This window comes from Corallococcus sp. RDP092CA (assembly GCF_041903675.1).
Classification (GTDB): Bacteria; Myxococcota; Myxococcia; order Myxococcales; family Myxococcaceae; genus Corallococcus.
Genome location: NZ_JAYESI010000021.1, coordinates 92,469 through 105,065 on the forward strand (window position 1 = coordinate 92,469; position 12,597 = coordinate 105,065).

A 12,597-nucleotide genomic window follows, 5' to 3' on the forward strand; every position below is an offset into this window, starting at 1 on the left:
GACTTGATCCCGCCGTCCGACTAGGAGGGTCGGCCTTTCCGGGCTTCTGTCGGAGTTTTTGACGGAGGACCCGCGGTTGGTTCGCACGAGCACGCGACCCCTGGCATGCACCTGGGTGTCGCGCCGAAGTCTGGAGTGCACGAAATGTCGCAGAAGACCTACAGCGCCAAGGCTGGGGACATCAAGCGCCAGTGGCACGTCATCGACGTGTCCGACAAGGTGCTTGGCCGCGCCGCCAGTCAGATCGCCACCCTCCTGAAGGGCAAGCACAAGCCGACGTACACCCCGTCCATCGACACGGGTGACCACGTCATCGTCATCAACGCCGAGAAGGTGAAGGTGACGGGCACGAAGGAGACGGACAAGCAGTACTACCGTCACCCCTACGCCGGCTTCCCGGGCGCCCTGAAGATCACCAACCTCGCGAAGCTGCGTCAGCGCCACCCGGAGGACATCATCCTCAACGCGGTGCGCCGCATGCTTCCCCGCAACGCCCTGGGCCGTCAGATGATGACCAAGCTCAAGGTCTACGCGGGCGACACCCATCCGCACACCGCCCAGAAGCCGGTGGCCTACAAGGTCGAGGCGTAAGGAACAGCCATGGCGATCAATCCTGAACTCGGTTTCTACGCCACGGGCCGCCGCAAGGAGGCCACCGCACGCGTGTGGGTGCGTCCCGGCAACGGCGCCGTCGTCATCAACGGCCGCGACATCAACGAGTACTTCGGCCGTGAGACGTCGAAGATGGTGCTCAACCAGCCCCTGGAGATCCTGGAGCAGAAGGGCAAGCTGGACGTCACGGTCAACGTGCGCGGCGGCGGTCTCTCCGGCCAGGCCGGCGCCATCCGCCACGGCATCGCGCGCGCCCTGTGCGCCTTCAACCCGGAGTTCCGTCCGGCGCTGAAGAAGGCCGGCTTCCTCACCCGCGACGCCCGCGCGGTCGAGCGCAAGAAGTACGGCCAGCCCGGCGCCCGTCGTCGGTTCCAGTTCTCCAAGCGCTAATCACGCTTGCCGGCCAGCTGTCCGGCCGTTCGTCGGCGGGGGTTTCCTTCGGGAAGCCTCCGCCGTCGTGCTTTGCGGGCAAGCGGGTGGGCGCCGCCCCGTCGCGATGGGCGCGGGCGTTCTGCTACCATCCGGGCACCCTCATGGAACTCAACGAAATCCTGCAGATCGCCCTGCGCGGCGGAGCCTCCGACATCCACCTGAAGGCGGGGCTGCCGCCCATGTTCCGCGTGGACGGTTCGCTCGTGCCCCTCAAGGACGGCCGCCGCCTGCCGCCGGAAGAGGTGGCGCGCATGGCGTTCGGCATCATGAACGAGTTCCAGAAGGAGAAGTTCAAGGTCAGCAACGAGGTGGACCTGGCCTACGGCGTGCCGGGCCTGGGCCGCTTCCGCGTGAACGTCTTCCAGCAGCGCGGCACGGTGGGCGCCGTGCTCCGCGTCATCCCCTTCAAGGTGATGACGATGAAGGACCTGCTGCTGCCCACGGTGCTGGAGAAGGTGTGCGGCGAGGAGCGCGGCCTGGTGCTGGTGACGGGCACCACGGGCTCCGGCAAGTCCACCACGTTGGCGGCGATGATCGACTACATCAACTCCAACGAAACCAACCACATCATGACCATCGAGGACCCCATCGAGTTCCTCATCCGCGACAAGCGCTCCATCGTGAACCAGCGCGAAGTGGGTGTGGACACGATGAGCTTCTCGCAGGCCCTGAAGTCCGCGCTGCGCCAGGACCCGGACGTCATCCTGGTGGGCGAAATGCGCGACCACGAGACCATCGAGACGGCGCTCCACGCCGCGGAGACGGGCCACCTGGTGATGTCCACGCTGCACACGCTGGACGCCACGGAGACCATCAACCGCATCGTGTCCGCGTTCCCCCCGCACCAGCAGAAGCAGGTGCGCCTCCAGCTCTCCAGCGTGCTGCGCGGGGTGGTCAGCCAGCGCCTGGTGCCGCGCGCGGACGGCAAGGGCCGCGTGGCGGCGGTGGAGGTGCTGCGCGTCACCGCGCGCGTGCGCGAGCTGATCGAGGACAAGGACCGCACGAAGGAGATCCACGACGCCATCTCGCAGGGCACGGACTCCTACGGGATGCAGACCTTCGACCAGTCGCTGATGAGCCTGGTGCGCAACGGCCTGGTCACCTACGACGAGGCCCACCGTCAGGCCAGCAACCCGGACGACTTCGCGCTGCGCTTCTCCGGCATCAGCGGGACGTCCGACTCGAAGTGGGACGCCTTCGACGCCCGCGCCGGCGAGGAGCGGCCCATCCCGGGCTCGCAGTCCTTCGCGCAGAAGGGCGCGCCCACCCAGGCGGCGCCCGTGGCGCCCACGCCCGCGCCGGTTCCCTATGCCCCGCGCCCGGGAGCGCCCATGGCCGGCCGCCCCATGGCGCCTCCGCCGGGCGTCGCGGCGCCGCGCCCCGCCACCCCGCCGCCCGGCGTGGTCCAGGGCCGGCCCCTGCCTCCGCAGGCGGCCCGCCCGGCCACGCCCGCCCCGGTGGCCGCGCCCGCTCCGGCGGCCGGCGGCGACGACGACTTTCAGATTGAACGCTTCTGACCTCCGCGCGGGAGGGGGAGGGCGGCCGCCTCAGGCGTCGTCATCCCCCAGCTGCGCGCGCAGCCGGGTGAGGCGCATGGGGCCGATGAGGCCCTGGTGCGCCAGCGTCTGGAGCAGCGACACGGTGGCGCGCACGCGCGCGTCCTGGACCTCCTCGGACTCCTGGACGACCTCGTTGTCGAGCAACGTCTCCAGGTGCTCCGGGTTGATGGAGGTGGGCCCCTCCGACCACGCGATGTCGAACAGCGCCCGCGCCATGTGCTCGCGCGCCTTGCGGTCCGCGTCGTTGGTCGCGGCCTTGGCGAACGCGAGGAACAGCGCGTCCACGGACGGCTTGGACAGCCCGGCCAGGGCGGGCACCTCCCCCAGGGACTCCTTCACGTAGTCCGCGTCGAAGCTGTCCACCTCCTGCTCGTAGCCGAAGGCCTCCTCCAGCAGGATGGACGCGAGGAAGGCGTCCGTCTCCTCGTCGCTCGCGCCCTCCTCCTTCAGCGCCTCGCGCGCCTTCTGCGTCGCGGCGGCCAGGGACGCGTCCCCCGCGAGCGCGCGGGCGGCGGCGTGCGCGGCCAGCAGCACCAGCGCGGCCTGCGCGTCGGAGGACAGCGCGCGGCCGCTCACGCCCAGGAGCAGGGCCTTCTGCTTGGGGTTGGCGTCCGCGGCGGCCACGAAGTGCTGCTCCTCCGGAGTCAGTGGTTCACCCGCCTGCTCCTTGCGGAGCGTTTCCCTGGCGGCGTCGGCGGTGAGGAAGCGGGCGAGGATGGGGTGCATGGCGGGGCCTGTTACCACATGGTAGGGACTCCGCGATGGTTGACGAGCCCCAAGGCCCCGACGCTGTCCAGCGCGCCACCGACGCCTGCCTGCGCCTGCTCAAGGCGCGGGGCCGCAGCCGGCATGAGCTGAACGTCGCCCTGGAGCGCAAGGGCTATCCGGAGTCCGTGCGCGCCGCGGTGCTCGCCCGCCTGTCGGAGTGGGGCTACCTGGACGACGCGAAGTTCGCGCGCGAGCGCGCCGCGGCCCTGCTGGGCAAGGGAAAGCTGGGCCCCCGGGCCGTGCTCCAGCGGCTGCAGGCCCACGGGCTGGAGGGCGCGGCGGCCCGGCGCGCGCTGTCGGAGGCGAAGGAGGCGGTGGGCTTCGACGCGCTGGGGGCCGCCCGGCAGGTGCTGGAGCGCCGGGGCCTGGCTGGCCGCCCGCTCGACGCGAAGGCGCAGGCGCGCGCGGGGCGGCTCCTGCTCAGCCGGGGTTTCGCGCCGGACATCGTGACCCAACTGGTGGGAGAACCTTCGCTGGACCCCTCCGGGCAGGACGAATAGTTTGGAGGCGTGATGCGCTCTGTCGTCCTCGCCTTGTCCGCCCTGATGCTGTCCGCCTGTGCCGCCCTCTCCGCGGGGCCCGCGGGCGAGCCCGATTACGCCACGCAGGCCGCGGAGAACCTCGCGCTGGGCGAGGCCGCGATGGAGGACAAGGACTTCCTCAAGGCGGAGAAGTACTTCGACCACGTCCGCACCAAGTTCCCGTACCTGGAGGCCGCCCGCGAGGCGGAGCTCAAGCTGGCGGACCTGGACTTCGCCCGGGAGCTGTTCCCGGAGGCGCGCGACAAGTTCGACTCCTTCATCAAGCTGCACCCCACCCACCCCAAGGTGGATTACGCCGCCTACCGGGCGGCCCTCTCCTACGTGGAGGAGTTCCCCTCGGAGTTCTTCGCCCTGCCGCCTTCCTACGAGAAGGAGCAGAAGCCCATGTACGACGCGCTCCGGGCCATGAACGCCTTCCTGCGCCAGTACCCGGATTCGCAGTACGTGAAGGACGCCACCGCGCACCGGGACGACGCCCGCCAGCGCCTGGCGCGCCACGAGCTCTACGTCGCGTCCTTCTACGCCAAGCGCGAGCGCTGGACCGCCGTGGCCCAGCGGCTGGAGGGGCTGCTCAAGGACTACCCGGGCACGTCGCTGGAGGAGGAGGCCCTCTTCGACCTCCATGACGCGTACGTGAAGCTCAACGACAAGGAGCGCGCGCAGAACACGCTGCGCGAGGTCCTCAAGCGCCTGCCGGGCACGCCCGCCGCCCAGCGCGCCCAGAAGATGCTGGGCTCGTGAGGCGCCTGGAGGACTGGGGGCGGCTCGGGGGCATCGGCATCGCCGTGCTCGCGGTCGCCGGAGTCCTCGCGTTCCTGGGCCCGCGCCTCCTGGGCCTCGCGGCCGGGCCGGAAGCCGAGATCGTCACCACGCTGAAGGAGGCCGAGCACGACGGCGTGTCCCTGCCCGTGCCCGGTGCCCCGGGCCCGCTCGTCTCCCGGAAGCTCCAGTACGCCCGCATCACCGTGTCGGTGGCGCCGGACGGCCGGAGCGCGGAGGCCTTCGCCACGCTGGACTTCGAGGGCGCACTGGGCGCCACCACGGTCAGCACCGCCGGTGTGGAGGTGGTGCCCTTCACCCGCGAGTCCGGCCGGTGGCGGCCCGTGTCCTCGCTGGCGCCGCGGCTGGTGGCGGCGGTGGCGGCCCTGGAGGCGCGGCGCCGGGCCCTGGCGGAGGGGCTGCCGGACGCGCTGTCCCGGCTGGCCGGCCCGGGAGGAGACGGCGGGGCGGGGCGCACGTGGGAGGAGGTGGCCCCCTTGAGCAAGCGGCGCCTGACGGTCCAGGCCTGGTACGCCCGGCTGGAGCGCGACGAGGTGACGGTGACGGAATACTACCGGGTGGAGGGGGACCTTCCGGCGAGGCCTGTCGACACGCGGGGGGAGCGTCCGTTATTGCTCGTGCGCGAGGGCGATCAATTCTTGTTTTCGCCCGGGCTCATGTAGGCTACCCGAGGAGGCAGGGCCCGCGCGGGCCGAGTCATGGACGAAGCCCTCAAGCAGCTACTGACCCTCGGGCGCGGCTCCTTCGAGAAGAAGCAGTACGCGCAGGCCGAGCAGTTCTTGACGAAGGTGGTCGAGCAGAATCCGACCTTCGCCGACGTCTACAACATGCTCGGCATCATCTACCACGACCAGGGCCAGTTCGCCCGGGCGCAGCGGGCCTTTGAGTCCGCGCTGCGGCTCAACCCCGCGTACACCGAGGCCGCGCTCAACCTGGCGGTCATCTACAACGACATGGGGAAGTACGCGGAGGCGAAGGAGGTCTACCAGGCCGCCTTGTCCCGCCAGAAGGGCGCCCCCGGCGAACTGGACCCCTACGTCATGAAGAAGGTGGCCAACATGTACGCCGACATCGGCGACGTGTTCGCCTCCAGCGGCGTGTGGGGCAAGGCCATTGAGGAGTACCGCCGCGCGCTGGCCCACTTCCCGGAGTTCGTGGACATCCGCCTGAAGCTGGGCAACGCCCTGCGGGACGCGGGCGACAACGCGGCGGCCCTGGCGGAGTACGAGCAGGTCATCGCGCAGAATCCGTCGTACATTCCCGGACGGATCAACTATGGAATCGCCCTGTACTCGGCGGGACGCCGTGACGAGGCGGTGAAGGTCTGGGAAGACGTGCTCGTGCGCAGCCCCGGCAACAAGAGCGCGCAGATGTACCTCAACCTGGTGAAGGACCCGGGGAAGGCGGAAGGGACGGGTTGAGCACCATGGCAACTTCCATCATCGAGGTCGCGGCACCGTGAGCACTCCTGGCGGTACGGCGAAGTCCTTTGCCCTCAAGTTCATCTCCGGGAAGTACCAGGGCGGTGAGTTCCCGCTGAAGGCCAACAAGCAGATCGTCGTCGGACGGTCGAGCGAGTTGGACATGGTGCTGGTGGAGGACATGGTCTCGCGCAAGCACGCGAAGATCCTGTTCTCCGACGGCGCCATCACCATCGAGGACCTGGGCTCCACCAACGGCACCTTCGTCAACGGCGAGAAGGTCAAGCAGGCCAAGCTGAAGGAGGGAGACCGCATCCTCATCGGGACCTCCATCCTCAAGCTCGTGCACCAGGGCGCGGAGAGCGGCCCGGTGGACGAGAGCGTCGTGAAGCAGAAGCTGGAGGAGGCCGCCGCCGCCCAGGCCGCGCGCACCACCAAGGCCAGCTCCATGACGGGGAAGATCGAGGAGATTCCCCTCCCGGACCTGCTCCAGCTCTTCCACACGTCCAAGAAGAACGGCGTGCTCGTGGTCAACAACGCCCACGAGGGGAAGATCTACCTGCGCCAGGGCCGCGTGTACTACGCGGTCATCGACGACAACCACAACCTGGGCCCGCAGAAGAGCTTCAACCGCATCGTCACCTGGGAGGAGGGGGACTTCGAGCTGCGCCCCGCGGACACCCAGGAGTTCATGGTGGAGCTGGACTCCTCCACGGAAGCGCTCCTGATGGACGCGCTCCGGCAGTTGGACGAGTTCAAGCGGCTGCAGCCGAACCTGCCGCCCATGGCCACGGCGCTGCGCATCGCGCAGCCGCTGACGGCGCCGCTCAAGGAGCTGACGCCGGAGCTGCTGGACGTGCTGCAACTGGTGCACAACCACGGCTCGCTGGGCGGCGTGCTGGACCACTCGGACGGTGACGACGTGCTCACCGCTGAAACGGTGATGCAGCTCATCAAGCGCGACTACGTGCGCGCGGAGTAGGGGGCGGCATGGCGGGCGGGAAGCCGGTGAAGGCCAGGCGCCTCACCGAGATGAGCCACTGCGCGGGCTGCGCGGCGAAGCTCAAGGCGGGGGACCTGGCGAAGGTCCTGGGCGGGCTCAAGGGGGCGTCTCACCCCCGGGCCCTGGTGGGCTTCCACACGAATGACGACGCCGCCGTGTACCAGGTGGCGCCGGGCATGGCCGTGGTGGAGACGGTGGACTTCTTCCCGCCGCTCGTGGACGACCCGTTCCAGTTCGGCGCCATCGCCGCGGCCAACGCGCTGTCGGACATCTGGGCCATGGGCGCGAAGCCGCTGTTCGCGCTCAACCTGGTGTGCTTCCCGGACGAGCTGCCGCTCAAGACGCTGCAGAAGATCCTCGCGGGCGGCCAGTCCAAGGCGGACGAGGCGGGCATCCCCATCCTCGGCGGCCACAGCATCCGGGACCCGGAGCCCAAGTTCGGCATGGCCGTCACCGGCGTGGTGCACCCGAAGAAGGTGCTCACCAACGTGGGCGCGAAGCCGGGGGACGTGCTGCTGCTCACCAAGCCCGTGGGCACGGGCATCGCCACCACCGCCATCAAGCGGGGCCTTGCATCCAAGCAGCTCACGAAGCGCGTGACGGCGCAGATGGCCACGCTCAACAAGGCGGCCGGTGAGGTGTTCGCGTCGGGCGCCTTCAAGGTGAACGCGCTCACGGACGTGACGGGCTTCGGCCTGCTGGGCCACCTGCTGGAGATGATGAACGGCGCGAAGACGCGCGCGGCGCTGGACCTGGAGCGCATCCCGCTCATCGCGGAGGTGCCCGCGCTGGCGGAGGCCGGCGTGATTCCGGGCGGCACGAAGACGAACCTCGCCCACGTGAAGAAGCACGTGACGTTCCCGGAGGGGCTGCCGGAGCACATCCAGTGGCTGCTCGCGGACGCGCAGACCAACGGCGGCCTGTTGGCCAGCGTGCCCGCGCGCCACGCGCTCAAGGCGGTGCAGGCGCTGGAGAAGGCCGGCGTGGACGCGGCCCTCCTCGGCGAAGTGCAGGCGGGCCGTCCCGGCATCGACGTCATCGGCTGAGCGGCAGGGCGCGTTCCTCCCGGGAGCGGATTTCGCCTCCGGGCCGGGGCCCGGCTAACATCCCGGCGCGAATGTCGCCGCGCCCCCTCCCCCTCGGTCTGCTCCTGCTCGCGTGCCTCCTGCCGGCCCTCTCCGGGGCGGGGGAGCGCGGCGCGCGCATCGTCATCGACCCGGGGCACGGCGGGGCGAAGGAGGGCGCGAAGGGGCCCGGGGACCTCTGGGAGAAGGAGGTCGCGCTCCAGATCGCGCAGCGCCTGCGTGAGAAGCTGGAGGCCGCGGGCAGCGAGGTGTTCCTCACGCGCGACCGCGACACGCTGATGGCGCTGTCGGAGCGGGTGGAGTTCTCCAACATCCAGCGGCCGGACCTCTTCCTCTCCATCCACGCCAACTCCATGCCCACGAAGCGGCTGCGTGCGCGCACCGAGGGCATCGAGACGTACTTCCTCTCCGCCAACGCCTCCGGTGAGGCGGCGCGGGCGGTGGCGGACCGCGAGAACGCGGAGGCGCCCACGGCCCGCGCCGCGCGCGGGCACTCCACGCTGGCCTTCATCCTGGAGGACCTGGCGCGCACGGAGGCGCACTCGGACGCGTCCCGGCTGGCCTACGCCATCCACCCGCGCCTGGTGGCGAAGAGCGGCGCCACGGACCGGGGCGTGCAGCAGGCGCCCTTCTTCGTCCTCACGGGCGTGGAGGCGCCGGCGGTGCTGATTGAAGTGGGCTTCATCTCCCACCCGCAGGAGGGGGCGAAGCTGGGGAAGGCGGCGTACCAGGAGACGCTGGCGGAGGCCATCGCGGAGGGGGTGCAGGCCTTCCTCCGGGAGACGCGTCGACGGGACGGCTCGCCCTCGCAACCGGTGGCTGGATCCACCGCGCCCTGATAAAGCGTGGGGGCTTCGCCGTCCCTCCCTGTCAGGAGCCTTCCCTCGTGCGTTCCTTCAACCGTGGTGCGCTGGACCTCCGGCCCGTCACCCTCACGCCCAACGTCAACCGCTACGCGGAGGGCTCCGTCCAGGTGGAGTTCGGCCACACGAAGGTGCTCGTCACCTGCTCGGTGGAGGACCGCGTCCCGCCGCACCTGATGGGCAAGGGGTCGGGCTGGGTCACGGCCGAGTACGGGATGCTCCCGCGCGCCACGCACACCCGCGGCTCGCGCGAGGCCGCCAAGGGCAAGCAGTCCGGCCGCACCATGGAGATCCAGCGCCTCATCGGCCGCGCCCTGCGCGCGTCGGTGGACCTGCAGGCGCTGGGCGTGCGCACCTTCACGCTGGACTGTGACGTCATCCAGGCGGACGGCGGCACGCGCACCGCGTCCATCACCGGCGCGTACGTGGCGCTGGTGCTGGCCCTCCGCTCGCTCAACAAGCCGGGCCTGTTGAAGGGGCTCACCCCGCTGGCCGCGGTGTCCGTGGGCGTGGTGAACGGCGAGGTGCGCGTGGACCTGGACTACGACGAGGACTCCACCGCGGAGGTGGACCTGAACCTCGTGGCCACGGGCGACGGTCGCATCGTGGAGGTGCAGGGCACCGCCGAGCACAAGCTCTTCGACCGCAAGTCGATGGACGCGATGCTGGACGGAGGCCTCGCGGCCATCCAGCAGCTCACCGCCGCGCAGGCGAAGGTGCTGGGATGAAGCCGAAGCTGCTCTTCGCCACCGGCAACGCCGGCAAGGTGCGCGAGCTGCGCCTGCTCGTGGGCGACGCCGTGGAGGTCGTGTCCCTCAAGGACCTGCCCCCCGTGCCCGAGCCCGTGGAGGACGGCGACACCTTCGAGGAGAACGCGGTGAAGAAGGCCCGCGCGTACTCGGAGGCCACGGGGCTGCCCGCGCTCGCGGACGACTCCGGGCTGTGCGTGGACGCGCTGGACGGACGGCCCGGCGTGCTGTCGGCGCGGTACGCGCCGGGCGACGACAGGGCCCGGTACGAGAAGCTCCTCATGGAGCTGGCGGACGTGCCGGACGCGAAGCGCACCGCGTCCTTCCGCTGCGCGCTGGCGCTGGTGACGGGGAAGGGGGACGCACCCCGGGTGGAGGAGGGGCGCTGCGAGGGCGTCATCCTCCGCGCGCCGAGGGGGACGAACGGCTTCGGGTACGATCCGGTGTTCCAGGTGGAGGGGGAGGGCGGGCGCTCGATGGCGGAGCTGGCGCCCGAGGAGAAGGCGCGGGTGTCGCACCGGGCCCGGGCCTTCCAACTGATGCGGCGCCATCTGTTGGCGCTCTGACCGGGCGGACGGGCGTCAGGAAGAGCAGGCTTGCGCGTCTGTCCGCGTTAGGCGAAGGTGGCGACACTTCTCGGGGCGTAGCGCAGCCTGGTAGCGCACCTGCCTTGGGCGCAGGGGGTCGGAGGTTCAAATCCTCTCGCCCCGACTTGAAGTGCCGTGATGTTTCAGCAGTGAGGACCGGCCAGCTCCAGTAGCTCAGCTGGATAGAGCACCGACCTTCTAAGTCGGGGGTCGCAGGTTCGAGCCCTGCCTGGGGCGCAAATCTGCTGGCAGATGGTTTTGGGCCTTGAATGGCCCCGGTTTCCACGGTAGGAGACCGCCGCAGTAAAGCCGTGCGATGTGACGGCGAATGTAGCTCAACTGGTTAGAGCGCCGGACTGTGACTCCGGAGGTTGCCGGTTCGATCCCGGTCATTCGCCCTTCTTCTCCCGCTTCGCCCCGCGCCTATAGCTCAACTGGATAGAGCATCGGCCTTCGAAGCCGAGGGTTGGGGGTTCAAGTCCCTCTGGGCGCAACCCTTCCAACCGTCAGAAGCGCACGCGGGGAACGCCCCGGCGCTCTCGCGACCGGGACTCTCCACCGAAAAAGCCCGTTACTGGAGCAGCCTCGGCCAGTACCGGACAAAGCAATACACCTGGTGGTCGTAGGTGTCCGCTCCCACGGGTTCGACGACCGTCCCATCGGTGCCTGGCGTCAAGTGCTCGCAGGGGAGAAGTCCCCTCTGTGTGAGGACAGGAGTGGGAGCGTGCCGCACGAGGAGCCCATCGGCGAGATGCGCTCCGCCTGTGGCTCGCAAGCCCAGTTGCCCGTGTCAGTGGCCGAAGGTCGGAAGTCGCCCTTGCCCCCGGAAGCCGCAGGAGGGGGCCCTCCATCGGCAGGGGCATGAGCTCGTAGCTGCCTGCCGGGGCCGCTCCAACATGCTCCGGAGTCTGTCGAGCAGAGGTTGAGCGCAGGAAAGCGAAACGCCCGCGTCCCCTTCACCGGGAACGCGGGCGTCCTTCATCTCAGCGAACGACGCGGGCTCAGGCGTCCGGGTTCGTCGCGGCGCGATCCTTGGCGGACGGCACCTGGCAGCGCAGCTCCGTCTCCGCCTCCAGCGCGGTGAGGTTCTCCCTCATGGCCTTGGCCCACCGCGCCCGGGGCTGCTCCATCAGCTTCTCGTGCGCCAGGTCGATGGTCTCGCTCAGCTCGTCGTCGGACAGCTCGGACGTCGTCTTGCCCTTGTACGGGCCGAACGCCACCACCACCGCGCTCGCCTTCGGGCGCTCGGGCGCCTGGGACACGGGCACCGCCGCCACCGCCGTGGCCGGCGCCAGCGGCACGTCCACGTCGAGCCGTGCCTCCTCCTTCTCCGGAGCCCTCGCCGTCTCCGCCGCCTTGGGCGCCTCCGCGGAGCCCAGGGTGGGGAAGGACGCCTTCACCGGGCCCGGCTTCGAGCCCAGCACCTCGTAGGAGCCTGACGCGGGGGCCGGCTTCGAGCCCAGCACCTCGTAGGAGCCTGACGCGGGGGCCGGCTCGTCGTGCGCGTCGTACTCCTCGGCCGGCATCTCCTCGCGCACGTACAGTCCGCCGAAGGCCTCCGGGTACGCCTTGCGCAGCGCCGCCACTCGCGCGCACTTCTCGATCATCGTCGTGGGAATCTTGGCCCACAGCGGCGTCTGCTGGACGTAGCCGGAGAAGTCCAGCCACACGACGACCGGCAGCTTCCCCTCGCGCACCACGCGCGACCAGGCACCTACCAGGGCGCCCTTGCGCTTGGCCGGGTTGAAGCGGTGCACCACCTCGCCCTTGCCCTGGTCCACCACGATCTCGTCCTCGGCGAACACCGCGCTCGCCTGGATGCCCTTGAAGTCCGGGAAGCGCTCCGCCCGGGCGAGCATGCCCGCCTCCGACGGCTGGAACTCGTACTTCGTCACCCAGTTGGGCCGCTCGCGGTTGCCCACGTTCTGGCGGCGCGCCACGCAGAAGGCCTCCTTGAGGAGCGGATCCAACCCGCTGCGCTTGCACTGCTCGATGAAGAGGGCGAACTCGTCCTCGCTGATTCCCCGCGGGCAGATGGTCCGCTTCACCAGGTCCACCCGCTCCCGGTTCCAGGCCGCCCCCTGCGGCGACGTCGCTCCATCCGCCTTCACATTCGCATCCATCACTGTGTCTCCAGCACCGCTCGAAAAGGACGGACGACCCTCGCCCGCCCACATGGCTGCCCGGGCACACGGC

General features: G+C 70.2%; 14 protein-coding genes and 4 tRNA genes. 16 read left to right on the forward strand and 2 right to left on the reverse strand.

Features of this window, described 5'->3' with window-relative positions; all coding sequences use genetic code 11:
- Nucleotides 1–144: 144 nt before the first annotated feature.
- The 3 genes from rplM to U8525_RS22245 all read left to right on the forward strand — a co-directional run bounded on the left by rplM (nt 145) and on the right by U8525_RS22245 (nt 2,561).
- Nucleotides 145–591 (forward strand): 50S ribosomal protein L13, encoded by a 447-nt coding sequence (gene rplM, locus U8525_RS22235; RefSeq protein ID WP_374268291.1) that lies wholly within the window; start codon nt 145–147, stop codon nt 589–591.
- Between the two features lie 9 nt (nt 592–600).
- Nucleotides 601–1,002 carry a 30S ribosomal protein S9 gene (gene rpsI / locus U8525_RS22240; protein ID WP_120526842.1) on the forward strand — a complete coding sequence of 134 codons (402 nt, stop codon included), beginning with the start codon at nt 601–603 and terminating at the stop codon, nt 1,000–1,002.
- Nucleotides 1,003–1,145: 143 nt separating this feature from the next.
- Nucleotides 1,146–2,561 (forward strand): type IV pilus twitching motility protein PilT, encoded by a 1,416-nt coding sequence (locus tag U8525_RS22245; RefSeq protein WP_374268292.1) that lies wholly within the window; start codon nt 1,146–1,148, stop codon nt 2,559–2,561.
- Between the two features lie 30 nt (nt 2,562–2,591).
- On the opposite strand, the gene U8525_RS22250 is transcribed toward U8525_RS22245, so the two are convergent.
- A complete protein-coding gene (locus U8525_RS22250) occupies nt 2,592–3,329 on the reverse strand; it encodes a hypothetical protein (RefSeq protein ID WP_374268293.1) in 738 nt (245 codons plus the stop codon).
- 35 nt (nt 3,330–3,364) lie between these two features.
- On the opposite strand from U8525_RS22250, the gene U8525_RS22255 reads away from it, so the two are divergent.
- The 13 genes from U8525_RS22255 to U8525_RS22315 all read left to right on the forward strand — a co-directional run bounded on the left by U8525_RS22255 (nt 3,365) and on the right by U8525_RS22315 (nt 10,894).
- Nucleotides 3,365–3,871, forward strand: a complete 507-nt coding sequence (locus U8525_RS22255; RefSeq protein WP_374268294.1) for a regulatory protein RecX — start codon at nt 3,365–3,367, stop codon at nt 3,869–3,871.
- A gap of 12 nt (nt 3,872–3,883) precedes the next feature.
- Entirely contained in the window at nt 3,884–4,654 is a 771-nt protein-coding gene (locus U8525_RS22260; protein ID WP_374268295.1) for an outer membrane protein assembly factor BamD, read from the forward strand.
- Complete coding sequence (locus U8525_RS22265; RefSeq protein ID WP_374268296.1) at nt 4,651–5,355, forward strand: hypothetical protein; 705 nt, start codon at nt 4,651–4,653, stop codon at nt 5,353–5,355. The genes U8525_RS22260 and U8525_RS22265 overlap by 4 nt, the downstream gene beginning before the upstream one ends.
- A gap of 36 nt (nt 5,356–5,391) precedes the next feature.
- On the forward strand, nt 5,392–6,114 hold the full coding sequence (locus tag U8525_RS22270; RefSeq protein ID WP_374268297.1) for a tetratricopeptide repeat protein: 723 nt from the start codon (nt 5,392–5,394) through the stop codon (nt 6,112–6,114).
- Between the two features lie 37 nt (nt 6,115–6,151).
- The gene (locus tag U8525_RS22275; protein ID WP_374268298.1) at nt 6,152–7,096 is read left to right on the forward strand and encodes a DUF4388 domain-containing protein; all 945 of its coding nucleotides are present in this window, start codon (nt 6,152–6,154) and stop codon (nt 7,094–7,096) included.
- An 8-nt stretch (nt 7,097–7,104) separates the two neighbouring features.
- Complete coding sequence (selD, locus tag U8525_RS22280) at nt 7,105–8,163, forward strand: selenide, water dikinase SelD (RefSeq protein ID WP_374268299.1); 1,059 nt, start codon at nt 7,105–7,107, stop codon at nt 8,161–8,163.
- Nucleotides 8,164–8,234: 71 nt separating this feature from the next.
- Complete coding sequence (locus U8525_RS22285) at nt 8,235–9,041, forward strand: N-acetylmuramoyl-L-alanine amidase (protein ID WP_374268300.1); 807 nt, start codon at nt 8,235–8,237, stop codon at nt 9,039–9,041.
- Between the two features lie 47 nt (nt 9,042–9,088).
- Nucleotides 9,089–9,793 (forward strand): ribonuclease PH, encoded by a 705-nt coding sequence (rph, locus tag U8525_RS22290; RefSeq protein WP_374268301.1) that lies wholly within the window; start codon nt 9,089–9,091, stop codon nt 9,791–9,793.
- Nucleotides 9,790–10,380 carry an RdgB/HAM1 family non-canonical purine NTP pyrophosphatase gene (gene rdgB / locus U8525_RS22295; RefSeq protein ID WP_374268302.1) on the forward strand — a complete coding sequence of 197 codons (591 nt, stop codon included), beginning with the start codon at nt 9,790–9,792 and terminating at the stop codon, nt 10,378–10,380. The genes rph and rdgB overlap by 4 nt, the downstream gene beginning before the upstream one ends.
- Nucleotides 10,381–10,451: 71 nt before the next feature.
- Nucleotides 10,452–10,525 (forward strand) — tRNA-Pro (locus U8525_RS22300).
- Nucleotides 10,526–10,564: 39 nt separating this feature from the next.
- Nucleotides 10,565–10,638: transfer RNA gene (locus U8525_RS22305), tRNA-Arg, on the forward strand.
- Nucleotides 10,639–10,725: 87 nt separating this feature from the next.
- A tRNA-His gene (locus U8525_RS22310) sits at nt 10,726–10,799 on the forward strand.
- Nucleotides 10,800–10,820: 21 nt separating this feature from the next.
- Nucleotides 10,821–10,894: transfer RNA gene (locus tag U8525_RS22315), tRNA-Arg, on the forward strand.
- Nucleotides 10,895–11,402: 508 nt separating this feature from the next.
- Here the strand turns inward: U8525_RS22315 and bet are convergent.
- Complete coding sequence (gene bet, locus U8525_RS22320; protein ID WP_374268303.1) at nt 11,403–12,524, reverse strand: phage recombination protein Bet; 1,122 nt, start codon at nt 12,522–12,524, stop codon at nt 11,403–11,405.
- Between the last annotated feature and the right edge of the window lie 73 nt (nt 12,525–12,597).